We start from the raw sequence: 26,143 nt of genomic DNA, 5'->3' as shown, positions 1-26,143 counted from the left end.
TGGGACGTAGCACGTCAAAGTGTCACAGAAGATGGCCGCTTGTGGACGAAAGGTCACCAAAACTGCCGCTAGTGCTTGGGGTGCAGCCGTACCTCGGTGATCGCGTGGTGGGCCACGGCCGTGACCTCGACCGTCCAGTCGCTCAGCACCACGCGGTCGCCGGGTGCGGTCGGGATGCGGCCGAGCACGGTCAGCACGAGACCGGCGATCGTCGCGTAGTCGCCCGCCGGGCGGTCGGCCAGCTCGACGCCGACGTCGACGAGGTCGTGGACCGGGAACGTGCCGGGCAGTTGCAGCGCCCCGTCGGGCCGGGTCTGCACGGCCATCACGTCGCGGTCGGTCTCGTCGTAGATCTCGCCGACGATCTCCTCCAGCAGGTCCTCGAGGGTGACGATGCCGTCGATCGCGCCGTGTTCGTTGGCCACCAGCGCGAACTGCTCGCGCTCGTCCTTGAAGCGGCGCAACGCGTCCGACACGCGCACCGAGTCGGGGAACACGACCGGCGGCCGGGCCACGGCGGCGAGCGTGGCCGAGTCGTCGAGCAGGTCCCGCAGCGTCACCAGGCCGACCACGTCGTCGAGGTGCCCGTTCCGCACGATCGGGGCCCGCGAGTGCCCCGACTCGGCGAGCGCCTTGCGTGCCCGCGGCACCGGCACGTCGGCGCGGATGGTGAACACGGCCCGCCTCGGCACGAGCACCTCGCGCAGGATCCGTTCGTGGATCTCCAGCGCACCGGTGATGATCGTGCGCTGTTCGGCGTTGAGACCCCGGTGCCCGACGACGAGGTCGCGCAACTCCTCCGGGCTGAGCTGTGCGGAGTCCGCCTTGGGGTCGCCGCCGAACATCCGCACGATCAGGTCGGTCGACCTGCCGAGCGCCCACACCGCGGGCCGCGACGCGCGGGACAGGAAGTCCAGCGGGCGGGCCACGGTCAGCGCCCACCGTTCCGCGTACTGCATGGCGAGCCGTTTCGGCGCCAGTTCGCCGAACACGAGCGTCGCGAACGTGAGCACCAGCGTGATCAACGCGATCGCGACGGCCTCCCGGGCGCTGCCGAGGAACGAGAACAGCGGTGCGACCGGCTCGGCGAGCGACACGGCCGCGGTCGCGGACGCGAGGAACCCGGCGAGCGTGATGCCGACCTGGATGGTGGCGAGGAACCGGTTCGGGTCCCGCGCGAGCCGCACGAGCGTCCTGCTCGCCGCGCCGCCATCGCGCTCCAGCCGCCGCAACTGGCCCTCCCGCAACGAGATCAGGGCGATCTCACTGCCCGCGAACAGCGCGTTCAGCACCACGAGCACACCGACCAGCAGAATGTTGAACCAGTAACCGCTCATGTTCCAATCCCGGCTCGGTTGGGAACAACGGTACCGAGCGGCGGCTAACGTTGCGGTCATGAGACCAGCGGAGGTTCGGCAACGGATCACCGGCCCGACCGCCGGGCTCGCCCGGGGCTACACGCAGGCCAACCTCATCGCGGTACCGCGGGAGTGGGCCTACGACATGCTCCTGTTCGCGCAGCGCAACCCGAAACCGTGCCCGGTGCTGGATGTCACCGACCCCGGCAGGCCGCGCACGGTGCTCGCGCCGGACGCGGACCTGCGCACCGACGTGCCGCGCTACCGCGTGTGGCGCGGCGGCGCGCTCGCCGCCGAACCCACCGACGCGACGCCGTACTGGCGCGACGACCTCGTCGCGTTCCTCATCGGGTGCAGCTTCACGTTCGAGTCCGCGCTCGCCGAGGCCGGGGTGCCGCTGCGGCACGGCCGCAACGTGGCGATGTACGTGACGGACCGCGAGTGCCGCCCGGCGGGCCGGTTGCACGGCCCGATGGTGGTGTCGCTGCGGATGATCCCGGCGGCGATGGTGGACACCGCGGTCCGGGTGAGCGGCCTGATGCCCGCCGTGCACGGGGCGCCGGTCCACGTCGGCGACCCGGCCGGGCTCGGCATCGCCGACCTCGCGGCCCCCGACTTCGGCGACCCGCCCGTGGCCGAGGACGGGGACGTGCCGGTGTTCTGGGCGTGCGGGGTGACACCGCAGGCGGTGCTGATGGCGTCCAGGCCCCCGTTCGCGATCACCCACGCGCCCGGGCACATGTTCGTCACCGACGTCCCCGACAGCGAGTACCGCGTGCCATGACCTACACGATCGCCTCGGCGTGGCCCGCCGACCCGAAGCGGCGGCGGTAGGCGGACGGCGACAGCCCGGTGTGGCGGCGCAGCTGCCCCCGCAGGTTGGCCGCGGTGCCGAGCCCGCTCGCCGCCGCGACGCGGTCGAGGCGTTGCTCGCCGCGTTCGATGAGGCGGCAGGCGAGCGTGACCCGTTCGCCGGTGAGCCACGCCAGCGGCGTCGTGCCCAGCTCGGCGCGGAACCGGCGGTGGAGCGTGGCCTGACTGGTGGCCGCGCGGGCGGCGAGGTCGGGCACGGTCAGCGGCTGGTCGAGGCGTTCGCGTGCCCATGCGAGGACCGGCGCGAGCGACGTGTCGGGCACGGGCGGCACCGGCCGCTCGACGAACTGGCGCTGACCGCCGTCGCGGTGGCCGGTGAACACCAGGCGCCTGCTGACGGCGTTCGCGACCTCCGCGCCGTGGTCGCGGTGCACGAGGTGCAGTCCGAGGTCGAGGGCGGCGGCGCTGCCCGCCGCGGTGAGGACGTTCCCGTCGTCGACGAACAGCACGTCCGGCATCAGGCGCACCGCAGGGAACCGCCGGGCGAACTCGGCCGCCCAGCGCCAGTGCGTGGTCGCGCGCCTGCCGTCGAGCACCCCGGCCTGGGCGAGGGTGAACGCGCCGGTGCAGAAGCTGACGAGGCGGGCGCCCCGGTCGGCGGCGCGGCGGATCGCGGCGAGCACGGCCGGGTCGGCGGGCTCCTCCGGGTCGGGCCGGTTGGGCACGATCACGGTGTCGGCGGCGGCCGCGGCACCGAGGTCCGCGACGCCGGTCATGGTGAACATGCCGAGGTGCATCCGCACCGACGGCCGGGCCGCGCACAGCGTGAAGTCGTACCAGGGCCGGGAAAGCTCGGGCCGCCGCAGCCCGAACAGCTCGGTGGCGACACCCAGTTCGAACGGGTTGGACCCGTCGTCGACGATCACCACCACCTGGTGCGAGAATTCTTTCGGCATATGCGATTCCTAGCACTCGTGCGCGGCGTCCGCCACCGTGAGGATCGGCTCATGAACCGACCGATCGACCTGGCCGCCGCGCTCGCGAGCTTCACCGAGGCGTGGAGCCCGCGCATCGTCACCACCGTCAACGACTACGACATCCGGCTCGCGCGCTTCGCGGGCGAGCACGTGTGGCACGTCCACACCGACACCGACGAGTTCTTCCTGGTCCTCGACGGCACGATCGACATCGGCCTGCGCGAGGACGGGGGCGAGCGCACGGTGACGCTGCGTCGCGGCGAGGTGTTCGTGGTGCCATGTGGCGTGTTCCACAAACCGTCGTCGACCGGCGGCGCGGCCGTGCTGCTGGTGGAGCCGACGGGCACGCTGTCGGTCGGCGACGAGCACGACGCGGTGCCCGACCACGTGGACGCCACCACCGGGCACCGGCTCTCGCAGGTGTGACGCCGCCGAGGGCGTGACGATACCCACCGGAGCCGGGGACAAAACCTCGATCCGTCGCGTTTCCCCCTTTCGTCCCCGGGCACCCGGATCGAGAGGGAGGTGAACACGGTCGTGCACAAGGGAATCGAGATCCGGGAGGAGATCGTCGTCCTGGCGCCGAAGGGCAGGCTCGATGCCGGCAGCGGCGACACCCTTCGCGACCGGATCCTGGCGGCCGCGGCGGACGAACCACGGGCGGTTCTCGTGGACGTCACCGAACTGGAGCTGCCCGCGGGGACGACGTTGTTCACCGACGTGGCCGACCAGCTCGCACACTGGCCCGGCGTGCCACTGTTCGTGGTCGACCCCCGGGGCAGGCTGCCCGGCGCGTGCCCCACGGTCCGTGCCGCGATCGCGTCGGTCGGTGACCCACCACCACGCAGGGTGGCCCATCGGGTGCTGCCCGGCAACACCACGGGCGGACGGGCAGGGCGTGCGTTCGTGCGCGACTGCTGCCGCCGCTGGCACATCGAGGGCGACCGCGCGGACGCCGCCGTGTGGGTCGCGAACGAACTGATCGAGAACACCATCCGGCACACGCCCTACGCACCCGCGGTGCGGGTGGAGCTGCGCCGCGGCGAGCTGACGGTCGCCGTGCGCGACGACGACCCGCAACGTCCGCGACCGGACCCGGAGCAGTGGCCGCTGCACGGGCTCGCCGCGGTGCACAAGCTCGCGACGGCGTGGGGCACGGTGCCGGTCGAGAGCGGCGGGAAGGTGGTCTGGGCGGCACTGTGACGCACTCGGCTCTATGACAGTCGTCATGACGCGAGCTAGTATGACGGCTGTCATAGCAGCGGGAGGTCATGGTGCGACTGGGTTTTCTCGGGCTCGGCGTGATGGGCAGGCCGATGGCGCTCAACCTCGCTCGGGCCGGCACCCCGCTCGTGGTGTGGAACCGCACAGCACGGCGGTGCGCGGAACTGCGCGCGGCGGGCGCGACGGTGGCGCGGAGCCCGGCCGAGGTGTTCGCGGCGGCGTCGACGGTCCTGATGATGCTGGCCGACGACGTCGCCGTGGACACGGTCCTCGCCAGGGGCACCCCGGAGTTCGCCGGACGGGTGTCCGGGCACACCATCGTCCACATGGGAACGACCGCGCCGGGCTGGTCGCGGGCACTGGCCGACGACGTTGCCGCGGCGGGCGGGCGGTACGTGGAGGCGCCGGTGTCCGGGTCGCGGATCCCCGCGGTCAAGGGCGAACTGGTGGCGATGCTCGCGGGCGGCGCGGCGGCCGAGGTGGCGCCGCTGCTCGCGCCGATGTGCCACGAGACCGTGTTGTGCGGCCCGGTGCCGAACGGCCTGCTGACGAAGCTCGCGGTGAACCTGTACCTGATCACGATGGTCACGGGGTTGGCGGAGGCCGTGCACTTCGCCCGGCGCCACGGCCTGGACCTGGCCCGGTTCGCGGGCGTGCTGGACGCGGGCCCGATGGCGAGCGCGGCGTCCCGGGTGAAGACGGCGAAACTGCTGGCGGGCGACTTCGACGTGCAGGCGTCGATCACGAACGTGCTGGAGAACAACCGGCTCGTCGCGGAGGCGGCACGCGAGGCGGGCGTCGCGTCGCCGTTGCTGGACGTGTGCCACGCGTTGTACGGGGAGACAGCGGCGCTCGGGCACGGCGAGGAGGACATGGTCGCGGTGGTCCGCGCCATCGAGGCGCGGACGGCGGCGTCGTGATCCGCCCGCTCCGCCAGGACGACGGCGCCGCGCTGGCACGCATGCTCGCGCGCTGCTCCCCGGAGACGAGGTACCAGCGGTTCCACGGGGTGGCCACGGCGTTCCCGCCCGCGTACCTGCGACGCTGCCTGACGGGCGAACACACGGCGCTGGTCGCCGAGGAGGGCGCCGAGGTCGTGGCACTCGCGAGCGTGGGGCCGGTGTTCGGGGAGCCGGACGTCCACGAGGTGGCGGCGATCGTCGAGGACCGCTGGCAGAGCAAGGGCCTGGGCCGCGAACTGGTGGCGACGCTCCTCGCCCGTGCCGGGGTGGCGGTCGTGCGCATGGAGGTGTGCCGGACGTCCCTGCTCGGCTACCTCACGTCGACGCTGCCCGTGCGGGCGGCGCGGCACCACGGGTGCGACACGGTGCTGGACCTGGACGTGCGTTCAGCCGTCGAGCAGTGGCGCCAGCTCGGTGACGACCGTGGTGAGCGGGGCGACGTCGCCGTGCAGCCGGGCTGACATGATCGCGCCTTCGAGGGTGCTGATCATGAGCGTGGCGAGACGCTTCGCCCGCCGCGGCGGGACGTCCATCGCGACCAGCTCCTCGGCGACGGCGGCCGCCCAGCGGTCGAGGCCGTCGGTGAGCTGGGCCCGGACCGCGGAGCCGGTGCCGACGAGGTCGGCGGTGGCGGCCATGATGGGGCAGCCGCGGTCGAAGCCGCGCTCGGTGAACTCGTCCTTCCACTGGCGGGCCATGTGGGCGAAGAGGCCGGACGGGGTGGGTTTGCGGGCGGTGGCCCGGTAGGCGCGGGCCCGCGCCGCGGCGAAGTCGGCCGACCAGAGGACCGCCTCGCCGACGAGTTGGTCCTTGCCGCCGGGGAAGTAGTGCTGGAACGAGCCCCGTGGGGCGTCCGCGTGTGCCACCACGTCCCGCACGCCGGTGCCGGTCGCGCCGCGCGTCCGGACCAGTTGCACGGCGCTGTAGACCATGCGTTCTCTGGGAGTTCGTTCCATGGGAAGCCTCTTGCATGACGGGTGTCATGAGGTTACCTTGCAAACGCTTGCGGCGGTCTGTCAGTTTCTTGCAGAACACTGCTCTCATATTGCTTTCATCTGTTGACGCTGCGTATCCTTTCAGTCACCTGGCAGTGTTGCGAGGATCGAAGGGCAGACATGCGAACCCTGCACAGCATCGTCGGCCTTCTGGCTCTGCTGCTCGCCTTCGGTGTGGTCGCCACCCCCGCACCGGCGGCCGGAGCACGGCCCGAGGCTGTCCAAGCGTCCCCGTCCGACGTCCACCTCTTCTACTACCCCTGGTACGGCACCTACCGCCACTGGGACCAGGGCGGCCACACCCCGCCGAACGACATCGGCGCGAACTTCTACCCCACGCTCGGCGCGTACGACTCCGGCAGCACCGCCGTGCTGGACCAGCACATGGCGTGGGTCCGCCAGTCCGGCGCCGGAGTGATCGTCACGAGCTGGTGGGGGCAGGGCTCCTACGAGGACAACCTCGCCCCCGCGATCCTCGCCGCCGCCGCGCGGTACGGGATCAAGGTCGCGTGGCACCTCGAGCCCTACGGCGGCCGCACCGCGGCGTCCACCGTCGCCGACATCGACTACCTCCACGCGCGCTACGGCGCCAGCCCCGCGTTCTACCGTCACGGCGGCCGCGCCGCGTTCTACGTGTTCGAGAGCCTGCGCATCACCGACTGGACCGCGCTGGAGCAGGTCAAGGACAACAGCATCGTGCTCGCGCAGACCACCGACACCAGCAAGATCGCGCACTTCGGCGGCATGTACACCTACGACGGCATCGCGGGCGCCACCGCGCCCGGCTGGAAGAACGCGTCCGATTTCTGCAAGGCCAACGGCCTCGTCTGGGCCCCGTCGGTCGCGCCGGGGTATATCGACGACCGCGCCGTGCCCGGCAACACCACGCCGACCGTCGACCGCGCGAACGGCGCCATGTACGACCGGCAGTGGAACAACGCGCTCGATCCCGCCACGGGCGGCGCGCCCACGTGGGTGTCGGTCACGTCCTTCAACGAGTGGCACGAGGGCTCGATCATCGAACCCGCCCGCTCGAACCCGCCCTCGGGTCACGGGTACCTGACCTACGAAGGCGCCTACGGCAAGACGGGCGCCGCCGCCGAGACCGCCTACCTCGACCGCACCCGCTACTGGGTCGAACGGTTCACCGGCGGCACGACGCCTCCCGCGAACCCGGATCTGGCGCAGGGCAAGACGATCACGGCGAGCAGCACGCAACCCGGCTACCCCGCGTCCAACGCGAACGACGGGAATCAAGGCAGCTACTGGGAATCGGCAAACCACGCCTTCCCGCAGACGCTGACGCTCGACCTCGGGTCCACACCGGACGTCGGCAGGCTCGTGCTGTCACTGCCGCCGTCTTGGGGCGCGCGTACGCAGACCATCGAGGTACGCGCGAGCGCCGACGGTTCGTCGTACACCACGGTCGCCCCCGCACAGGGCTACCGCTTCGATCCCGCCACGCAGAACACGGTGACCGTGCCCGCCACGGTACGAGGCCACCGTTTCGTTCGCCTGGTCTTCAGCGGCAACACCGGCTGGCCGGCGGGCCAGGTCGCCGAGCTCCAGGCATACTAGCCCGCCTCCCCGCGATCAAAAGTGTTGGTCCCGACCCAGCGAAACCTGCGGACCGCGGGCGGTTGGTGGCTGAGTGCCGTCACGTTCCCCTGAGGTAACCGCTGATCAGGCCAAGACCTGCTCGCAAAGATCCAAACGCCTGTTCACAACAGAAGAGAAGGCCGCCGATGTCCCTGCAGAAACGGCGTCGGTACGGGGTGATCGCGGCGGTGCTCGTCGCCGCGACGCTCCTCCCGACCCCGGCCGCACAGGCCGGGTCCGTCATCCCACCCGGTGACTACCAGCAGATCCAGCTCGCGTCCGGTGGCGGCGAGCTCGGCGAGGCCATGTCGCTCGCCGTGCTGCCCAACCGGTCGGTCGTGCACACCGCCCGCGACGGCACGGTCCGGGTCACCGACGCCGCGGGCAACACCACCACCGCGGGCAAGCTGTCCGTCTACACCCACGACGAGGAAGGTCTCCAGGGCGTCGCGGCCGATCCCGGTTTCGCCACGAACCGGTTCGTCTGGCTGTACTACTCGCCCGCACTGTCCACTCCGGCCGGTGACGCGCCGACCGAGGGGACGCAGGCGGACTGGGACCGGTTCAGGGGCGAACTGCGGCTGTCGCGGTTCGTGCTGAACACCAACAACACGCTCGACCTGGCGAGCGAGAAGATCGTGCTGCGGGTGCCCAACGACCGCGGCCAGTGCTGCCACGTCGGTGGCGACATCGACTTCGACGCCGCCGGAAACCTTTACCTGACCACGGGCGACGACACCAACCCGTTCCAGTCGGACGGGTACAGCCCGATCGACGAACGCACCAACCGCAACCCGTCCTTCGACGCGCAGCGCAGCTCCGCCAACACGAACGACCTGCGCGGCAAGGTGTTGCGCATCAGACCGCAGGCGGACGGCACGTACACGATCCCGTCGGGCAACCTGTTCGCACCGGGCACGGCGGGCACCCGCCCGGAGATCTACGCGATGGGGTTCCGCAACCCGTTCCGGATGAGCGTCGACAAGGCGACCGGCATCGTCTACCTGGGCGACTACGGGCCGGACGCCGGTGTCACCAACGCCAACCGCGGCCCGAGCGGTCAGGTCGAGTTCAACCGGATCACGTCGCCGGGCAACTACGGCTGGCCGTACTGCACCGGCACCAACACCACCACCGAGACCTACAACGAGTTCCAGTTCCCGTCCGGGCCGTCGGGCGCGAAGTACGACTGCCCGGGTGGCCCGACCAACAACTCGTTCCGCAACACCGGTCTGCTGAAGCTTCCGCCCGCGCGGGCGGCCTGGATCCGCTACGCCGGTGACGCCGGGACGCCGCCGGAGTTCGGCGGCGGCTCCGAGTCGCCGATGGGCGGCCCGGTGTACCGGTACGACCCGAACCTGAACTCGTCGGTGAAGTTCCCGCAGTCGCTCGACGGGCGCTACTTCGCCGGTGAGTACGGCCGCCGCTGGATCAAGGCGATCGAGGTGACCTCGACGGGCGGGGTCGGCGACATCGGCGCGTTCCCGTGGACCGGCACGCAGGTGATGGACATGGCGTTCGGGCCGGACGGCGCGCTGTACGTGCTCGACTACGGCACCGGGGCCAACAACCAGGCGCTGTGGCGGGTCGAGTACGTCGGCGGCACGAACCGCAACCCGATCGCGCGGGCGTCGGCGGACCGGACGTCCGGCCCGTCACCGCTCACCGTCAACTTCTCGTCGGCGGGCAGCTCCGACCCGGAGGGCGGCGCGCTCACCTACCAGTGGAACTTCGGCGACGGCACCACGTCGACCGCGGCGAACCCGGCGAAGACGTACACCACCAACGGGAACTACACGGCCACGCTGACCGTGCGGGACCCGCAGGGCCTCACCGGCTCGGCGAACGTGCAGGTGTCCGTCGGCAACACGGCACCGTCCGTGACGCTGTCCACCCCGGCGGACGGCGCGCTGTTCTCGTTCGGTGACACGGTTTCCTTCCAGGTCAACGTCTCCGACCCCGAGGACGGCACGATCGACTGCTCGCGGGTGAAGATCCGCTACCTGCTGGGCCACGACAGCCACGAGCACGAGATCACGTCGAGGACCGGCTGTTCCGGCACGATCACCACGCCGGTCGACGGCGAACACGACGCGGCCGCGAACATCCACGGCGTGTTCGACGCCGAGTACACCGACAACGGCGGGCTGACCACGCACAGCAAGCGCAAGCTCCAGCCACGACACCGGCAGGGTGAACACTTCAGTGCGCAGAACGGCATCCAGCTGGCGCAGCACGCGGGCGCGGAGGGCGGTCAGACGGTCGGCTTCACCGACAACGGCGACTGGGTCTCGTTCACGCCGTACGCGCTGTCCGGCGCGGGCAGCTTCACCGCCCGCGTGTCGTCCGGCGGCGCGGGCGGCACCCTCGAGGTCCGCGCGGGCTCGGCGACGGGCACGCTGCTCGGCTCGGCCCCGGTGACGAACACCGGCAACTGGGACACGTTCGTGAACGTGGGCGGCGCGCTGTCCGGCGCACCGGCGGGCACGACACAGCTGTTCCTGGTGTTCAAGGGCGTGACCGGGCAGGGCAGCCTGTTCGACCTCGACGCGTTCACGCTCAACCCGGCGAACACGGGCACGAGCCGCACCGTGGAGGGCGAGTCGTGGTCGTCGACGGGCGGCGTGCAGGTCGCGGCGCACGCCGCGGCGAGCGGTGGCGCCACGGCCGGGTACATCGAGTCCGGTGACTGGGCGGGCTACGCACAGCTGAACACGAGTGGCGCCAAGGGTTTCTCGGCGCGCATCTCGTCCGCGGGCGCCGGCGGCACGATCACCATCCGGTCGGGCTCCCAGACGGGCCCGGCCCTCGGCACGGTCGCCGTGCCGGTGACCGGCGGCTGGGAAACGTTCCAGGACGTCTCGACCACGCTGACCGGAACCACGTCCGGGGCGCTGTTCCTGACGTTCACGGGCGGCGCGGGCGCGTTGTTCGACGTGGACACGCTCACGCTCCGGTACTGATCGTGTGTCACACGTACCAGCAGGATTAGGCCGAACGGAGCGTATCCGGTGATTCTCCCCGGACAACCCTTGCACTCCGACGACGCGTGGGAACAGGATGCGAGGGCTGATCACAACAGCGCGGAGCGGAATACGGGGAATCCGCCCGTTACCTGGGGGGTAACGACATGGCGCCTTTCTGGCGACGCACCTGCGTGCCGCCACAAATCAGGGAACGGGGTTTCGCGACGCCTGACGACAGAACTGGGGAGAGAAAATCATGAGATTCGGATTCGTCGCGGCGGCGGCCGCGGGCATGATGTTGGCCCTCGGCTCGACGGCGGTGGCCGAGCCCACCACCAGCGGGTCCGCCGAAGAAGTCGTGCCCGTGTCGGCGGTGAGCGCGATGGTCGCGCAGGCCGAGTGCGTGGTCGTGTCGGTATCGGGCGACGGCGGCGCGTTCGCCTGCTGGAATCCCACCGGCGAGCACCTGTTCAACTGCGACGGCGCGTCCGACGGGCACCACCCGGAGTTGTTCTACTACCGGTCGACGTCACCGGGCACGCGGCGCCACCTCAGTGACTCACCGGGGTATGGCTACTGCGTCGACCACAACCTGGCCGACATCCCGGAATCGGGTTGGATCAGGGTCAAGGCGTGCAACTACGAAAAGGACACGCAGCTGAGTTGCGACAGCGCCTACCGCTACGCGTACGCCAACGGCTGACGATTCAGGATCGGGGAAACAGGTGATTTCGGCGGTGTCCGCACCGCCGAAATCACCACCCGACGGCCGCGGTCATTCCGGGATCGAGTCAGTGGCGTACCAGCGCCACAGGACGCACACGCCGTCCACGTCCGGGTGGCGGAAGACGCTCCCGCGGAACTGCTTGCGGTGACGGACGCCGTTCAGCGGCGGCACGTGGCTGGTGCGCGCCAGGACGTCGACGTGGCCCGCCGGCAACTCGAGGTCGACGAACGCGAGGAACTCCTCGCCCGCGCCCTCGGCCAGCTCCAGCGGGCACGGCCACCGCTCCTTGCCGACCAGCTCGGTGAAGTACCGGACGGCGAGGTGCGTGTACAGCGCGCTGAACGAGGTCGGCTGGCTGCCGCCGATCGCCGTCATGATGTCCACCGGGCGCTCCGCCATGGCGCGCTCGTAGATCTCCCACGCCTCGACCAGCCGGATCGGCTCGTACGGCGGCGCTTGCGCGAGCCACTCGCGGACGTCCACGAGCCAACACTAAGCGCTTGACCGGGTTCTGGAACCCGGTCGACTAGGCCCGCTGCTCCCGCAACAGGTTCAGCAACAGGCCCTCTTTCGTCGACCACGGGCTGATTTCGATGGTCTCGTGGCCGGTCGCGTGCATCAGCGCCTCGGCCACGACGGCGCCCGCGAGCGACTGCCGCGCCCGGTGCCGGGAGATGCCCGGCAGCTCCGCGCGCTGCCTCGGGGTCATCTTGGCGAGCCGCGGGATCCATTCGGCCAGGTCAGCGGCGTGCAGGCGGGAGCGCGAACCGGTCAGCTCGGCGAGTTGGCCGAACACCTTCGAACAGCCCACCGCGCGCCCGGACGACAGCTTCGCCAGTGCGCCGTCGGGGAGCGCCTCGGCGATCTTGTCCGGCAGCGCGCTCCGCAGCTTCGGCAAAGAAAGACCCGATCGGGTGAGCGTGCGGGCACCCAGCGGGAGCGAACGGGCGAAGACGGGCTTGCGCGTGTCACCCGCCGCCAGCTCCACGGTGCCGCCGCCGATGTCGAGCACGGACAGGGTGCCGGACTCGCCGAACCACGACCGGCACGCCGTGTAGGACATCCGCGCCTCGCGCTCACCGGAGAGGAGCCGAAGTTCGAGGCCCGTCCGCTTGGCGACGCGAGTGACGACCTGTGACGAGTTGGCCGCGTCCCGTACCGACGAGGTGGCGAACGCCAGGAACGCGGGCACCTGGACCTCACGCAGCCGTTCCTGGACCTCGGCCACGGCCGCGGCGATGTGATCTATGCCATCCGAGGAGATCCGGTTCGTCTCGTCGAGCGCCCGGTCCAGCCGCAGGCGCACCTTGTGTGACACCAAAGGCCTGGTCAGAGACTTTTCCACCACCATGAGGTGAGCACTGAAACACCCGACGTCCAGTACCGCTGCTCTTGGTGGCTCCTTCATGGTCAGCAAGGTTCCCACATCACAGTCGAGACAAACACGGATTTAGGCATACGGCATAGTGGGAAGGACCCCCCGAACCCGTGAATGAGGTGTGACCACGCGTGTGCGGCCTGATCGGACTTGTCTGCGCCACTCCCCACCACGCGGCCGCCAGGCGTGACGCCGTGCGGGCGGCCATGCGCTGCCAGCGGCACCGCGGTCCGGACGAGACCGACACCTGGGCGGGCGGCGAGGTCGTCTACGGCTTCAACCGGCTCGCGTTCATCGACGTCGAGCACTCCCACCAGCCACTGGTCTGGGGGCCGCCGGAGAACCCGACGCGGTACACGCTGAACTTCAACGGCGAGATCTACAACTTCCGCGAGCTGCGGCAGATGCTCGCCGACCGGTACGGGGCCCGGTTCCGCACGCGGGGTGACGGCGAGGCCATCGTCGCCGCGTTCCACTACCTCGGGCCGGACTCGGTCAAGAAGCTGCGCGGCATGTTCGCGTTCCTGATCTGGGACGCGCAGGAGCGGGTCGTGTTCGGGGCGCGTGACCCGTTCGGCATCAAGCCGCTGTACTGGTCGGGCGGGCCCGGCGGGGTCGCGTTCGCCAGCGAGAAGAAGAGCCTGCTGGAGCTGTCCGGGCCGCTGGGGGTGCGTGAGCAGCTCGACAAGCGCGCACTGCAGCACTACCTGGTGCTCCAGTACGTGCCGGAGCCCGAGTCGATGCACACCGGCATCCGCCGCATCGAGTCCGGCACGTCGTTCTACGTGCGGCCGGGCCAGCGGATCCAGTTCAACCGGTACTTCAACCCGACGTTCGAGTCGAAGCCGGTGCCCGACCCGGACCGGCTGTACGACGAGATCGCCGAGGTCATGCGTGACTCGGTCGCCAAGCACATGATCTCCGACCCGGACGTCACCGTCGGCGCGTTCCTGTCCGGCGGCATCGACTCCACCGCGACGGCCACCCTGGCGCGCGAGTCCAACCCGAACCTGATCGCGTTCACCACCGGGTTCGAGCGCGAGGGCTACTCCGAGGTCGACGTGGCGGCGGAGACCGCGGAGGCCATCGGCGTGCGGCACGTGGTGAAGACCGTGTCGCCGCAGGAGATGATGGACGCGCTGCCGCTCATCGTCTGGTACCTCGACGACCCGGTGGCCGACCCGGCGCTGGTGCCGCTGTGGTTCATCGCCCGCGAGGCACGCAAGTACGTCAAGGCGGTGCTGTCCGGCGAGGGCGCGGACGAGCTGTTCGGCGGCTACACGATCTACAACGAGCCGGTGTCGCTCGCGCCGTTCGAGAAGATGCCGCACGGCATGCGCAAGATGATCGGCAACATCTCCACCAAGATCCCCGAGGGCGTGCGCGGCAAGGACCTGCTGCGACGCGGCGCGCTCAAGCTGGAGGACCGCTACTACGGCAACGCGCGGAACTTCCGCGACGAGCAGCTGCGGGCCGTGCTGCGCGACTACAACCCGAACATCGGGTTCAAGGACGTGACCATGCCGTGGTACCGGGAGTCCTGGGACTGGGACCCGGTGGCGCGGATGCAGCACGTGGACCTGTTCACGTGGCTGCGCGGCGACATCCTCGTGAAGGCCGACAAGGTCACCATGGCCAACTCGCTGGAGCTGCGGGTGCCGTTCCTCGACATCGAGGTGTTCGAGATCGCGTCGCGGCTGCCGCGCGAGGAGAAGCTCGCGGGCGGCACCACCAAGTACGCGCTGCGGCAGGCGCTGAAGCGAATCATCCCGCCGCACGTGCTCAACCGGCGCAAGCTGGGTTTCCCCGTGCCGATCCGGCACTGGCTGCGCAACGAGATGTACGAGTGGGCGCGGTCGATCATCACGTCGTCGCAAACCGACGAGCACCTGGACCGGCGTGCCGTGCTCGCGCTGCTCGACGAGCACCGGGAGGGACAGCTCGACCGGTCGCGGCAGCTCTGGGCGCTGATCGTGTTCATGCTGTGGCACGGCATCTTCGTCGAGCACCGCATCAAGGTCGCCGTACCGGAGCCGAGGTACCCGGTCAAGCTCTGACCTGCGGTTATGCCGCGGGTCGCACGACTTGTAATACTGGCCGCGTGCGTTCTCTCGGCTTGCGGTTCGTCGGACACTCCACCGTGCGCGTGGAGCTGGCCGGGCACGCCGTCCTGACCGACCCCGTGCTCACCGACCGGGTGTCGGCGCTGACCAGGGTGACGTCCCCGTGCACGAGGGCCGACCACGCCGACGTCGACCTGGTCCTGCTGTCCCACCTGCACGGCGACCACGTGCACCTGCCGTCGCTGCGGCTGCTCTCCGAGCACGTGCGGGTCGTGGTGCCGCGCGGCGCCGGGGACTGGCTGCGCGCCAAGGGCGTCCGCCACGTCGACGAGCTGGCGCCCGGCGAGGAACTCGAACACGGCGACCTGCGCGTCACCGGTGTGCGGGCCGAGCACTCCGGGCACCGGTGGGGCCCGCGCTCCACCCGCGGACCGCAGGCCGTGGCCATGGGGCACGTCATCGAGGGCGCCGACCGGAAGGTGTACGCGGCCGGGGACACCGACCTGTTCCCCGAGATGGCCGACCTCGCCGACGTCGACGTCGCGCTCCTGCCGGTGTGGGGTTGGGGACCGACGCTGGGGCCGGGGCACATGAACCCCGAACGGGCCGCTGCCGCCGCCGACCTCGTGAAACCGCGCGTCGCCGTGCCGGTGCACTGGGGGACGCTCGCCGTCACCGGGCTGCCCCACCTGCCCGGGAAACACGGCAGGCGCATGCGGCGGCTGCTGACGGACCCGCCGCACGAGTTCGCCGCCGCCGTCACCGGGGCCACCCGGGTCCTGGTCACGCAACCCGGCGAGGACGTGCGGCTCCACGGCGCCGTCCCAGGCGCTTCATGAGCGAAGCTTGCGGAGCGAATCCACAAACACAGGGCGACCGCGAGCGGCTCCCCGGAGCCTGCGAGGGGGAGTCATGAGCGAAGCTTGCGGAGCGAATCCACAAACACAGGGCGACCGCGAGCGGCTCCCCGGAGCCTGCGAGGGGGAGTCGTGAGCGGGTTCCTCGGCATCGACTGGACACACCCGTCGTCCATCGGCTACCCGGTCATCTTCGGTGGTGTGCTGCTCGGGTCGATCGTGCCGGTCGTGCCGACCGGCGCCGTCGTCGGTGCCGGCGCGGCGATCGCGGTCAGCGGCGGGGACCTCAACCTCGTGCTGGTCGTCGTCGTCTCGACGGTCGGAGCGCTGATCGGCGACCTCGTCACGTTCGGCGCCGGCCGGGGTGGGCGCGGGACGCTCGTGCGCTTCTTCGAGCGGCGGCAGTCGCAGGAGAAGCTCGCCGGGGCGCGGGAGAAGTTCGTCGAACGCGGGTGGCTGCTCGTCGTGATCGGGCGCATGGTGCCCGCCGGGCGGATCCCCGTGTTGCTGGCGGCCGGGGCGCTCGACTACCCGTGGCGGCGGCTGGTCCTGGCCGCGTCCGGCGCGTGCCTGCTGTGGGCGGTCGCGTACGCGCTCCTCGGCGTCGTCAGCGGCGGCCTGTTCGACAACCCGCTGGTCGCGACCGTGATCGCCACGTTCCTCATCCTGATCGTCACGCTCGTGGTCGGGTTGGTCGGCAGGCGGCGGGAGAAAGCGCGTGAGCATGCCCGAACTCACTGACCGGGGGCGGTTGTTGCGTGGCGGGCGGGTGGTGGCCCGCCTGCTCCTCGTCTGGGCGCTCGTCGCGGTCAGCCTGCACCTGCTCGACCTGTGGCTGACCGACTTCGCCATGCCGTTGTGGTGGCAACCCACCGTGTTCGCGGCCATGCTCGGCCTGCTCAGCGCGGTCGTGTGGCCACTGATCATGCGGTTCGCGCCGCCGCGTGCCGTGCTGTTCCTCGGGTTGTTCTCGTTCCAGCTGCTCGGCGCGGGCATCCTCGGCATCTCGTTCGCGGTGCCGGAGGTGTACGTCGCGAACATCCGGACCGCGGTGGTGGTCGCCGTCGTGATGGCGGGCGTCGCGGGCCTGGTCAGCAGCATGCTCGCCATCGACGAGGACGAGGTGTTCTTCCGGCGGGCCGCGCGGCGGTTCCGCAAGGACGGGTCCGACCCGTGCGACGACCCGCCCGGCGTGCTGCTCCTGCAGATCGACGGCCTCGGCTACGACACGGTGCGCCGCGCCGTGCGCGACGGCAACCTGCCCACGCTCGCCCGCTGGCTGTCCGACGGCAGCCACGTCCTCACCGACTGGCACTGCGACTGGTCGTCCCAGACCGGTGCGAGCGTCTGCGGTCTGCTGCACGGCAGCAACGACGACATCCTCGGTTTCCGCTGGTACGAGAAGGACCGCGACCACGTGATGGCGTGCGCGCACCCGACCGACGCCGCCGAGATCGAACGCCGCCACTCCAATGGCCAGGGTCTGCTCGCGAACGGCGGCGCGGCCCGCGGTGGCCTGTTCACCGGCGACGCCGACCACACCAGCCTCACGATGAGCGCGGTGCCGATCCTCACGAGGTCGCACCGCAGACGCCGGGACCCGGCCGGCGCCGGCTACTACGCCTACTTCGCGAACCCGATCAACGTGGTGCGCACGTTCGGGTCCGCGCTCGTGGACGTGCTGCGCGAGATCTCCGCGTCCGTGCGGCAACGCCGGGCCAGGGTGCGGCCGAGGATCAAACGCGGCGGCTTCTTCCCGTTCGCGCGGGCGGGCACCACGGTCATCGCCCGCGACCTGGTGGTGTCCGCGATCATCGGCGACATGCTGGCGGGCAGGCCGGTGGTGTACGCCGACTTCCTCGGCTACGACGAGGTCGCCCACCACACCGGCATCGAACGGTTCGACGCGCTCGCGGTGATCCGCTCCATCGACCAGCAGATCGGCCGCCTGTACCGGGCCGCACGGCTCGCGCCGCGCCACTACAAGCTCGTCGTCCTGTCCGACCACGGGGTGACACAGGGCTGGGCGTTCACGAACCGGTTCGGCGAGTCCGTCGAGCAGCTCGTCGGGCGCCTGTGCGGCGGCACGCCGCCCGCGAACGGGTCGCGGCGCGGGCCGAGGTCCGGCACGTGGCAGCTGGGTGCGGCGGTGGCCGAGGCGTCGACCGGGTCGGGCCCGATCGCGCGGGCGTTGCGGGCGCGGGTGGGCAGACAGGCCGCCCGGGACACCCATCGCACCGAGGAGGGCAGGCCCGCGGCCGTGACCCGCGCGGCGCCCGGGGTGGTGGTCGTGGTGTCCGGGCACGTCGCGATGGTGTCGTTCACCGAGCACGAGGGCCGCGTCGACCTGGAGACCGTCGAGCGGGAGTTCCCCGAGCTGCTGCCCGCGCTCGTCGACCACCCTGGCATCGGGTTCATGCTGGTCCGCAGCGCGAAGTCGGGTCCGGTCGTGCTCGGCAGGGACGGCGCGCGCAGGCTCCGTGACGACTCGGTGACCGGCGAGGACCCGCTGACCGGTTACGGCCCGCACGCCGCCGACCTGATCCGCCGCACCGACACCTTCGCCCACTGCCCCGACATCCTGATCAACAGCCGCTACCACGAGACCACCGACGAGGCGTCGCCGTTCGAGGTGCACGTCGGGTCGCACGGCGGGCTCGGCGGCGGCCAGTCCCGCGGTTTCCTGATGTACCCGGCGGACCTGCCCGCGCCCGGTGAGATCATCGGTGCCGAACAACTGCACCGGGTGGTGCGTGGGTGGCTCGACCACCTCGGCCACCCGAGGCCCGTACCGGAGCGGGAGGCGGAACTGGTGGCGGAGACGTGATCCCCGAGTACGGCGCGCGGTCGCTCGCCGACGTGTTCGGTCTGCTCGAACCCGCCCGCGCGACCGCGTTGCTGCTGGTCGACGGGCTCGGCAGCGAGCTGCTGCGCGCACACCCGCAGGACGCGCCGTTCCTCACCGCGATGACCGACGCCGGTCCGCTGACCGTCGGGTTCCCGTCCAGCACCGCGATCAGCCTCGCGTCGCTGGGCACCGGCCTGCCGCCCGGCGGGCACGGACTGCTCGGCACGTCGCTGCGGCTGGCCGACGACGTCGTGATGGACACGCTGCGGTGGACCGAGCACGGCACGCACGGGAAGGTCGACCTGCGGGAACCGTTCCCGCCCGAGACCGTCCAGCCCGCCGACACGGTGTTCCAGCGGGCGGAGGCCGACGGCGTCGCGGTGACGGTCGTGTCGCAACCCAAGTTCGCCGGTTCCGGGCTGACCAGGGCGGCGCTGCGGGGCGGTGAGTTCACCGGCGCGTTCGCGTTCGGCGACCTCGCGGCGGGCATCGTGACCGCGTTGTCCGAGCCGGGCAGGCGGCTCGTGTACGGCTACCACGCGGACCTCGACGGGATGGGGCACGTGTACGGGCCGGGGTCGCTGCCGTGGCGGCTGCAGCTGCGGCAGGTGGACCGGCTCGTCGAGGTGATCGTGTCGCTCCTGCCGCCGGACTCGCTGCTCGCGGTGACCGGCGACCACGGCATGGTGGCCATGGACCACACCTTCGACGCCGACACCGATCCGGTGCTGCGGGCCGGGGTGCGGGCGTTCAGCGGTGAGCCGCGTGCCCGGCACGTGCACACCGAACCCGGTGCGGTGGCGGACGTTCTCGCGACGTGGCAGGGCGTGCTCGGCGACGCGGCGTGGACGGTGTCGCGGGAGCAGGCCGTCGACGAGGGCTGGTTCGGGCCGCTGTCGCCGCACTACGCGGACCGGATCGGGGACGTGGTCGCGGCCGCACGCGGCACGTCCGGGGTGATCCGGTCGGCGGCCGAGTCGTTCCTGTCCGGTCTCATCGGGCAGCACGGGTCGCTCACACCGGAGGAGCAACTGGTGCCGCTACTGGTGGCCCGTGCGTGAGTGCGGTAGTACTGCCGCATGCCGCTTCTCCAGGATCTCCTCGCCGCCATCGCCGGCGGCCGGGTCGAGATCGTCGACCTGACCGCGCCGCTGTCGTCCGAGACGCCGATCCTCCAGCTGCCCGAGCCGTTCTCGAACACGATCCCGTTCTCGCTGGAGCTGATCAGCCGCTACGACGCGGCCGGGCCCGGCTGGTACTGGAACAACATCCACACCGGTGAGCACACCGGCACGCACGTCGACGCGCCCGTGCACTGGGCCACCGGCAAGGACGGCGCGGACGTCTCCCGGCTCGCGCTGACTCGGCTGGTCGCGCCGGCCGTGGTGATCGACGTGTCGGCGCGGGCCGCCGAGGACGCCGACTTCCTGCTGGGCGTCGACGACGTGAAGGCGTGGGAGGCCGAGCACGGCTCACTGCCGGACGGTGCCTGGTTGCTGCTGCGCACCGGCTGGGACGCGCGGTCGGCGGACGCCGCGGAGTTCCTCAACGCCGACGAGAACGGGCCGCACTCCCCCGGCATCTCCGCGGAGTGCGCGCGGTGGCTCGCCGAGGAGACCGGGCTCGTCGGGCTCGGCGTCGAGACCGTCGGCACGGACGCGGGTGCCGCGCACTCGTTCGAGCCCGCTTTCCCGTGCCACCACTACTTCCTGGGCGCGGGCAAGATGGGTCTGACGCAGCTGCGGAACGTCGCGTCGCTGCCGCCGACCGGCGCGATGCTGGTCGTGTCGCCGCTGCCGATCGTCGGCGGCTCCGGCAGCCCGGCACGGGTGTACGCGCTGGTCGAACGGTGAGCACGACCGCGGAGCTGGTCGGCGCCACCCTCGCCGAACTCGGGGCGGCGCAGGCGTTCGGGGTGGTGGGCAGCGGCAACTTCGCGGTGACCAACGCGTTGCTGGCGGGCGGGGTGCCCTACGTGGCGGCCCGCCACGAGTGCGGCGCGACGGTGATGGCCGACGCGTACGCGCGGATGAGCGGCAGGCTGCCGGTGGTCTCGCTGCACCAGGGCTGTGGGCTCACGAACGCGCTGACCGGGGTCACCGAGGCGGCGAAGAGCCGGACGCCGCTGCTGGTGCTGACGGCCGACACGGCAGGTGCCGCGGTGACCGCGAACTTCCGGATCGACCAGGACGCCGCGATCCGCGCGACGGGCGCGGTGTCCGAGCGGGTCCACTCGCCCGCGTCGGCGGTGGCGGACACCGTGCGGGCGTACCGGACGGCCGTGCACGAGCGGCGGACCGTGGTGCTGAACCTGCCCCTCGACGTGCAGGCCGCTCCCGCGGTCCCCGCGCCGGTGACCGTGCCCGCCGCACCGCGGCCCGTCCGGCCGGACGCGGAATCGGTGACCGCACTCGCGGACCTCCTCCGCGCGGCGGCACGACCGGTGTTCGTGGCGGGACGGGGCGCCCGGCACGCGGCGGGTGAACTGCGCGCGCTGGCGGACGCCACGGGCGCGCTGCTGGCGACGTCGGCGGTGGCGCACGGGTTGTTCGCCGGTGACCCGTGGTCGCTGGGGATCTCGGGCGGGTTCGCCTCGGACCGGACGGCGTCGCTGATCGCCGGGGCGGACCTGGTCGTCGGCTGGGGCTGCGCGCTCAACAAGTGGACGACCAGGCACGGCACGCTGCTCGACGCGACGGTCGCGCAGGTCGACCTGGAACCGGCGGCGTTCGGCGCGCACACGCGCGCCGACCTCGGCGTGGTCGGTGACGTGGCGCGGACCGCGCGGGACGTGCTCGCCGCGCTCGACGGGTACACACAGGACGGTTACCGCACCGCGCCCGTCGGCGACGTCCGCCGGACCCCGCCCGCCGACGAGTCCACATCGGACCGCATCGACCCGCGCGTGCTGAGCGCGCGGCTCGACGAGCTGCTGCCCGCCGAGCGGGTCGTGTCCGTGGACTCGGGGAACTTCATGGGGTACCCGAGCGCGTACCTGTCCGTGCCCGACGAGTACGGGTTCTGCTTCACGCAGGCGTTCCAGTCGATCGGTCTCGGACTCGCCACCGCTGTCGGCGCGGCGATCGCGCAGCCCGGCAGGCTGTCCGTCGCGGCGCTGGGCGACGGTGGCTTCCTGATGGGTGTCGCCGAGATGGAGACCGTGACGCGGCTGGGCATCCCGATGGTGGCGGTCGTGTACGACGACGCCGCGTACGGCGCGGAGATCCACCACTTCGGCGCGGACGCGAACCTGACGAGCGTCAGGTTCCCGGACACCGACCTCGCCGCGATCGGCGCGGGGTTCGGGTGGGCGGGCCTGACCGTCCGCTCGGTCGCCGACCTCGACGGTGTGCCGCGGTGGCTCGACGGCCCCCGCGACCGCCCCCTGCTGATCGACGCGAAGATCACCGACGACGGTGGCTCGTGGTGGCTGGCGGAGGCGTTCCGGTAGGTCGCCCGTGTCCGAGTTACGACATGTCGCAGCTTGGACAGCGCCCACTGCTGACAACGGGCAGGTAAGGGCACGAGCCTACGGAGCATGCAGTGGAGATCCCGTGCACTCACCGTCGCGCTCGGCGCCGTCACCGTGCTGGCGACCGTGTCCGTGCCCACCGCCGCCGCGGCACCCGCGCCCAAGCCGGACGCGCGGGGCACCGCCGTCTCCGTCACGCTCGTCACCGGCGACGTCGTACACCTCGAACGGTTGCCGGGCGGCAGGCAGGCCGCCACGATCGAACCCGGCCCGGGCCGCGACCACGTCACGTTCACCCAGCACGAGGTGGACGGGCGGCTGTCCGTGCTGCCCGCCGACGTCGTCCCCCAGCTCGGCGACCGGCTCGACCCCGCGTTGTTCGACGTGACCGGGCTGGTCGAGCAGGGCTTCACCGGCACGCTGCCGGTGATCGTCACCTACGCGGACCGCGCCAGGCGCACGGCGCCGGGCCTCGATCTCGCCAGCATCAACGGCCGCGCCACCCGCGCGACGCCGAGTGTGCTGGCCGACAAGGCGGTCCAGCACATCGACCTCGACCGCCGCATCAAGGTGGACCTCGAACACAGCGTGCCGCAGATCGGCGCGCCGTCGGCGTGGGCGGCGGGCTTCGACGGCACCGGCACCACCGTCGCCGTCCTCGACACCGGCTACGACGCCACGCACCCGGACCTCGCGGGCGTGGTCACGGCGGCCGAGAACTTCACCGAGAGCCCCGACACGACCGACCACTTCGGACACGGCACGCACGTGGCCGCGACCGTCGCGGGCACCGGCTCGGCGTCGGGCGGGCAGCGCAAGGGCGTGGCGCCCGGCGCGGACGTCATCGTCGGCAAGGTGCTCGGCGACGACGGTTACGGCATGGAGTCGTGGGTGCTCGCCGGGATGGAGTGGGCGGCGCGGTCCGGCGCGGAGGTGGTCAACATGAGTCTCGGCGGCGGCCCGACCGACGGCACCGACCCGCTCAGCCAGGCCGTGGACGCGCTGACCGCCGAGACCGGCACTCTGTTCGTGGTGTCCGCGGGCAACGACGGTGAGAACGGCGCGAGCACGGTCGGTTCGCCGGGCAGCGCGACCGCGGCGCTCACCGTCGGCGCCGTGGACCGCGACGAGTCGCTGGCGCCGTTCTCCAGCCGCGGCCCGCGAGTCGGCGACCTGGGGCTGAAGCCGGACATCACCGCGCCCGGCGTGGGCATCGTCGCCGCCCGTGCCGCGGGCACCGCCATGGGCACGCCGGTCGACGACCACTACACGACCGCGTCCGGCACCTCCATGGCCGCGCCGCACGTCGCCGGTGCCGCCGCGATCCTCGCGCAGCGCCACCCCGAGTGGACCGGGCAGCAGCTCAAGGACGCGCTCGTCAGCACGGCGGTCGGCGACCCGGCGCGGTCGGTGTACGAGCACGGCGGCGGCCGGGTCGCGGTGGACCGCGCGGTCGCGCAGGGCGTGTACGCCGACAGCACGGTCGACTTCGGCGAGCTGACCGAGCCGGTCACCCGCGACGTCACCTACGTCAACACCACCGGCGCACCGGTGTCACTCGCGCTCACCACCACCGCACCTGTCCAACTTGGACAGTCCAGTGTGGAGGTTCCGGCGCACGGCACCGCGACCGTGCCGGTGACGGCCGACCCGGCGCTGGTCGAGCCGGGCGCGCACGGCGGGCTGCTCGTCGCCACGTCGGGTGACGTCAGCGTGCGCACCGCGGTCGGCGTGGTCGAGACGGCGCCGACGCACGAGGTCACGTTCCGCGCGCAGGGCCGCGACGGGGAGGACCTGTTCACCGCGTACCTCGTCGTGTACGGCGCCGACCAGCGGCAGGACGTGGTGACCTGGATCCCGGACGGCGGCTCGCGGACCGTCGAACTGCCCGAGGGTGTCAACTACCTCGCGGCGATGCTGACGTCCCGGGACGTCGCCTACCAGATCGCCGATCCGGCGTTCGAGGTCACCGGCGACCGCGAGTACGTGCTGGACGCCGCCAAGACCACGCGGGTGCGGGTCGAGACGCCCCAACGCGCGACACAGCAGGGGATCTTCAGTTTCTACGTGCACCGCGAGTTCGGACAGCGCGACATCAGCAACTACGCGATGAAGTACCCCAACACGCGTGAGCTGTGGGTGTCCCCGACGGTCACCGCGCCGTCCGGCGTGTTCGAGTTCGGTGCCCGGTGGAGCCTGACCGCGCCACCGCTGTGGGCCGACACGTCCACTGTGGACTTCGAACCCAGGTATCTCGGCGACTCGCCGAAGCTGGACGGGCGACGCACGCTCGAGATCGTGCCCGCCGGCGACTTCGGGCCGGAGGTGCGTGGCAAGGTCGTGCTCGTGCCGCCGTCGTTGGACCACGACTACACGGCGATCGCGGAAGCGGCGAAGAACGCGGGTGCGGTGCTGGCGCTGCTGACGTTGCCGACGTACGGCACGACGGCGGCGACCGCCGCCGAGGCCGCCGGTCTCGCGGCGCCGGTCGCGACGGTCCGGCCCGCCGAGGGCGCGGCGCTGGCACGGGCGATCGACCGCGGCCGGGTGCCGGTGACGCTGACGGGCACTGTGGACAGTCCGTACCTGTACGACGTCATGCAGGTGGAACGGGACCGGGTGCCGCGCGAGGTCGTGCACCGGGTGTCGGACCGCAACTCGGCGACCGTGCGTGCCGAGTACCACGAGTCGGGTGGCGAGCGGTACGCCAAGGAGCAGCGGTTCGCGTGGCGGCCGTGGCAGACGACCGCGATCAACCAGTACCAGCGGGTGATGCCGACCGGCGTGACCAGGACGGAGACGGTCACGGCCGGCGCGACGACGTGGCAGCACCGCGTGCGCCACTACCGCAGCTGGGAGAGCATGCAGCCGCTGGCGGGAGGCTTGGTGGACACGCCTCGGACGTTCCGTGCCGGGGAGCGGCTCACCGAGTCGTGGTACGGACCGGTCGTGCGGCCCGCCATCCCGCGCGGCGGCCCGGAGTCCACACGGGACGGTGACGTGCTGTCCGTGCGGATCCCGGAGTTCGTGGACGCGGCCGGGCACCAGGGCTTCCTCGAGGGCGGCATCGGCACCAAGCCGGACACGTCGTCGGCACGCCTGTACCGCAACGGTTCGCTGCTCGCGGAGGCCCCGTACGCGTGGGGCACGTTCGGCGTCCCGGCGGGCGAGGCGACGTACCGGCTGGAACTGTCGACGGGCCGGTCCACTCCGGAGTGGCAGTACGCGACCGCGACGGAGACGGCGTGGACGTTCCGCTCCGGGCACACCGAGCACGCACTGCTGCCGCTGCTTCAGGTGGACTACGACGTGGACACCGACCTGACCGACAGGGCGAACCGCACCACGAGGCTGGCCCTCACGTTCCGCCACCAGGACGGCCTACCGGCACCACACATCCGCACGGCCCAGGCATGGCTGTCCTACGACGACGGCCACACGTGGACCCCGGTCCGCCTGGACCGCCACCACCGAGCCACAGTCCACCACCCACAAGGCAAAACCTCCGCAACCCTGAAAATCACAGCCACCGACCAGTCAGGCAACAAAATCGAGCAAACAATCACCAGAGCCCACGCCCTATAACCCCGCGAGTCACGCCCCAGAACACCGCGAGTCGCGCGCCCACACACACCGAGTTGTCGGTTTCGTGCACACACCCGCCCACCCGCGCAGCACAAAACCGACAACTCAATAAGCCAGGGCACGCGACTCGCGCAGCTCCACCCCGGCGAGTCGCGCCCCAGAACACCGCGAGTCGCGCGCCCGCACACACCGAGTTGTCGATTTCGTGCACACACCTGCCCTACCCGCGCAGCACAAAACCGACAACTCAATAAGCCAGGGCACGCGACTCGCGCAGCTCCACCCCGGCGAGTCGCGCCCCAGAACACCGCGAGTCGCG

21 protein-coding genes are annotated in these 26,143 nt (G+C 71.5%); 16 read left to right on the top strand and 5 right to left on the bottom strand.

What is annotated here, in order from left to right; translation table 11 throughout:
- Positions 1-68 precede the first annotated feature (68 nt).
- On the bottom strand, positions 69-1,337 hold the full coding sequence (locus tag ACIBVP_RS19425; RefSeq protein ID WP_396107544.1) for a hemolysin family protein: 1,269 nt from the start codon (positions 1,335-1,337) through the stop codon (positions 69-71).
- Positions 1,338-1,395: 58 nt separating this feature from the next.
- Between ACIBVP_RS19425 and ACIBVP_RS19420 the strand changes: the two genes are divergently transcribed.
- Positions 1,396-2,142 carry a putative hydro-lyase gene (locus ACIBVP_RS19420; RefSeq protein WP_396107543.1) on the top strand — a complete coding sequence of 249 codons (747 nt, stop codon included), beginning with the start codon at positions 1,396-1,398 and terminating at the stop codon, positions 2,140-2,142.
- 1 nt (position 2,143) lies between these two features.
- Here ACIBVP_RS19420 and ACIBVP_RS19415 read toward each other — a convergent pair whose 3' ends face one another.
- Positions 2,144-3,127 carry a helix-turn-helix domain-containing protein gene (locus tag ACIBVP_RS19415; protein ID WP_396107542.1) on the bottom strand — a complete coding sequence of 328 codons (984 nt, stop codon included), beginning with the start codon at positions 3,125-3,127 and terminating at the stop codon, positions 2,144-2,146.
- A 51-nt stretch (positions 3,128-3,178) separates the two neighbouring features.
- Here ACIBVP_RS19415 and ACIBVP_RS19410 point away from each other — a divergent pair, with 51 nt between their 5' ends.
- The 4 genes from ACIBVP_RS19410 to ACIBVP_RS19395 all read left to right on the top strand — a co-directional run bounded on the left by ACIBVP_RS19410 (position 3,179) and on the right by ACIBVP_RS19395 (position 5,795).
- A complete protein-coding gene (locus ACIBVP_RS19410) occupies positions 3,179-3,574 on the top strand; it encodes a cupin domain-containing protein (RefSeq protein ID WP_396107541.1) in 396 nt (131 codons plus the stop codon).
- Between the two features lie 111 nt (positions 3,575-3,685).
- Positions 3,686-4,351, top strand: a complete 666-nt coding sequence (locus ACIBVP_RS19405) for an ATP-binding protein (protein WP_396107540.1) — start codon at positions 3,686-3,688, stop codon at positions 4,349-4,351.
- Between the two features lie 68 nt (positions 4,352-4,419).
- The gene (locus tag ACIBVP_RS19400; protein WP_396107539.1) at positions 4,420-5,292 is read left to right on the top strand and encodes an NAD(P)-dependent oxidoreductase; all 873 of its coding nucleotides are present in this window, start codon (positions 4,420-4,422) and stop codon (positions 5,290-5,292) included.
- Positions 5,289-5,795 carry a GNAT family N-acetyltransferase gene (locus ACIBVP_RS19395; RefSeq protein WP_396107538.1) on the top strand — a complete coding sequence of 169 codons (507 nt, stop codon included), beginning with the start codon at positions 5,289-5,291 and terminating at the stop codon, positions 5,793-5,795. Before ACIBVP_RS19400 ends, ACIBVP_RS19395 begins: the two co-directional genes overlap by 4 nt.
- Here ACIBVP_RS19395 and ACIBVP_RS19390 read toward each other — a convergent pair.
- Positions 5,721-6,290 (bottom strand): TetR/AcrR family transcriptional regulator, encoded by a 570-nt coding sequence (locus tag ACIBVP_RS19390; protein WP_396107537.1) that lies wholly within the window; start codon positions 6,288-6,290, stop codon positions 5,721-5,723. The genes ACIBVP_RS19395 and ACIBVP_RS19390 overlap by 75 nt on opposite strands.
- Positions 6,291-6,449: 159 nt before the next feature.
- On the opposite strand from ACIBVP_RS19390, the gene ACIBVP_RS19385 reads away from it, so the two are divergent.
- The 3 genes from ACIBVP_RS19385 to ACIBVP_RS19375 all read left to right on the top strand — a co-directional run bounded on the left by ACIBVP_RS19385 (position 6,450) and on the right by ACIBVP_RS19375 (position 11,597).
- Positions 6,450-7,907 (top strand): discoidin domain-containing protein, encoded by a 1,458-nt coding sequence (locus ACIBVP_RS19385; protein ID WP_396107536.1) that lies wholly within the window; start codon positions 6,450-6,452, stop codon positions 7,905-7,907.
- A gap of 167 nt (positions 7,908-8,074) precedes the next feature.
- The gene (locus ACIBVP_RS19380; protein WP_396107535.1) at positions 8,075-10,891 is read left to right on the top strand and encodes a carbohydrate-binding protein; all 2,817 of its coding nucleotides are present in this window, start codon (positions 8,075-8,077) and stop codon (positions 10,889-10,891) included.
- 259 nt (positions 10,892-11,150) lie between these two features.
- Complete coding sequence (locus ACIBVP_RS19375) at positions 11,151-11,597, top strand: hypothetical protein (protein ID WP_396107534.1); 447 nt, start codon at positions 11,151-11,153, stop codon at positions 11,595-11,597.
- A gap of 72 nt (positions 11,598-11,669) precedes the next feature.
- On the opposite strand, the gene ACIBVP_RS19370 is transcribed toward ACIBVP_RS19375, so the two are convergent.
- Both ACIBVP_RS19370 and ACIBVP_RS19365 read right to left on the bottom strand, forming a co-directional pair.
- Positions 11,670-12,104 carry a hypothetical protein gene (locus ACIBVP_RS19370; RefSeq protein WP_396107533.1) on the bottom strand — a complete coding sequence of 145 codons (435 nt, stop codon included), beginning with the start codon at positions 12,102-12,104 and terminating at the stop codon, positions 11,670-11,672.
- A 43-nt stretch (positions 12,105-12,147) separates the two neighbouring features.
- Complete coding sequence (locus tag ACIBVP_RS19365; protein ID WP_396107532.1) at positions 12,148-12,939, bottom strand: Ppx/GppA phosphatase family protein; 792 nt, start codon at positions 12,937-12,939, stop codon at positions 12,148-12,150.
- 191 nt (positions 12,940-13,130) lie between these two features.
- Here ACIBVP_RS19365 and asnB point away from each other — a divergent pair, with 191 nt between their 5' ends.
- The 8 genes from asnB to ACIBVP_RS19325 all read left to right on the top strand — a co-directional run bounded on the left by asnB (position 13,131) and on the right by ACIBVP_RS19325 (position 25,824).
- A complete protein-coding gene (gene asnB, locus ACIBVP_RS19360; protein WP_396107531.1) occupies positions 13,131-15,056 on the top strand; it encodes an asparagine synthase (glutamine-hydrolyzing) in 1,926 nt (641 codons plus the stop codon).
- A gap of 44 nt (positions 15,057-15,100) precedes the next feature.
- Positions 15,101-15,901, top strand: a complete 801-nt coding sequence (locus tag ACIBVP_RS19355) for an MBL fold metallo-hydrolase (RefSeq protein WP_396107530.1) — start codon at positions 15,101-15,103, stop codon at positions 15,899-15,901.
- Between the two features lie 150 nt (positions 15,902-16,051).
- On the top strand, positions 16,052-16,660 hold the full coding sequence (locus ACIBVP_RS19350) for a DedA family protein (RefSeq protein ID WP_396107529.1): 609 nt from the start codon (positions 16,052-16,054) through the stop codon (positions 16,658-16,660).
- Positions 16,644-18,746 (top strand): phage holin family protein, encoded by a 2,103-nt coding sequence (locus ACIBVP_RS19345; RefSeq protein WP_396107528.1) that lies wholly within the window; start codon positions 16,644-16,646, stop codon positions 18,744-18,746. The genes ACIBVP_RS19350 and ACIBVP_RS19345 overlap by 17 nt, the downstream gene beginning before the upstream one ends.
- Positions 18,743-19,828, top strand: coding sequence for an alkaline phosphatase family protein (locus ACIBVP_RS19340; RefSeq protein WP_396107527.1), 1,086 nt, complete (start codon positions 18,743-18,745; stop codon positions 19,826-19,828). Before ACIBVP_RS19345 ends, ACIBVP_RS19340 begins: the two co-directional genes overlap by 4 nt.
- A gap of 18 nt (positions 19,829-19,846) precedes the next feature.
- Positions 19,847-20,620: a cyclase family protein gene (locus ACIBVP_RS19335; RefSeq protein WP_396107526.1), complete on the top strand. Its 774-nt coding sequence runs from the start codon at positions 19,847-19,849 to the stop codon at positions 20,618-20,620.
- Positions 20,617-22,218: a thiamine pyrophosphate-binding protein gene (locus ACIBVP_RS19330; RefSeq protein ID WP_396107525.1), complete on the top strand. Its 1,602-nt coding sequence runs from the start codon at positions 20,617-20,619 to the stop codon at positions 22,216-22,218. Before ACIBVP_RS19335 ends, ACIBVP_RS19330 begins: the two co-directional genes overlap by 4 nt.
- Positions 22,219-22,305: 87 nt before the next feature.
- A complete protein-coding gene (locus ACIBVP_RS19325; protein ID WP_396107524.1) occupies positions 22,306-25,824 on the top strand; it encodes a S8 family serine peptidase in 3,519 nt (1,172 codons plus the stop codon).
- Positions 25,825-26,143: the final 319 nt, after the last annotated feature.

Source organism: Actinophytocola sp. NPDC049390, from assembly GCF_044466355.1.
Lineage (GTDB): Bacteria > Actinomycetota > Actinomycetes > Mycobacteriales > Pseudonocardiaceae > Actinophytocola.
This window is presented reverse-complemented; position numbering and strand designations above follow the sequence as displayed.

Excerpts from the sequence above, each read along its gene's own strand:
- ACIBVP_RS19390 (WP_396107537.1), bottom strand. The coding sequence starts at position 6,290 with ATGGAACGAACTCCCAGAGAACGCATGGTCTACAGCGCCGTGCAACTG.
- ACIBVP_RS19345 (WP_396107528.1), top strand. The coding sequence starts at position 16,644 with ATGCCCGAACTCACTGACCGGGGGCGGTTGTTGCGTGGCGGGCGGGTG.
- ACIBVP_RS19400 (WP_396107539.1), top strand. The coding sequence starts at position 4,420 with ATGGTGCGACTGGGTTTTCTCGGGCTCGGCGTGATGGGCAGGCCGATG.
- ACIBVP_RS19335 (WP_396107526.1), top strand. The coding sequence starts at position 19,847 with ATGCCGCTTCTCCAGGATCTCCTCGCCGCCATCGCCGGCGGCCGGGTC.
- ACIBVP_RS19380 (WP_396107535.1), top strand. The coding sequence starts at position 8,075 with ATGTCCCTGCAGAAACGGCGTCGGTACGGGGTGATCGCGGCGGTGCTC.
- ACIBVP_RS19415 (WP_396107542.1), bottom strand. The coding sequence starts at position 3,127 with ATGCCGAAAGAATTCTCGCACCAGGTGGTGGTGATCGTCGACGACGGG.
- ACIBVP_RS19410 (WP_396107541.1), top strand. The coding sequence starts at position 3,179 with ATGAACCGACCGATCGACCTGGCCGCCGCGCTCGCGAGCTTCACCGAG.
- ACIBVP_RS19425 (WP_396107544.1), bottom strand. The coding sequence starts at position 1,337 with ATGAGCGGTTACTGGTTCAACATTCTGCTGGTCGGTGTGCTCGTGGTG.
- ACIBVP_RS19420 (WP_396107543.1), top strand. The coding sequence starts at position 1,396 with ATGAGACCAGCGGAGGTTCGGCAACGGATCACCGGCCCGACCGCCGGG.
- ACIBVP_RS19375 (WP_396107534.1), top strand. The coding sequence starts at position 11,151 with ATGAGATTCGGATTCGTCGCGGCGGCGGCCGCGGGCATGATGTTGGCC.
- ACIBVP_RS19385 (WP_396107536.1), top strand. The coding sequence starts at position 6,450 with ATGCGAACCCTGCACAGCATCGTCGGCCTTCTGGCTCTGCTGCTCGCC.
- ACIBVP_RS19325 (WP_396107524.1), top strand. The coding sequence starts at position 22,306 with ATGCAGTGGAGATCCCGTGCACTCACCGTCGCGCTCGGCGCCGTCACC.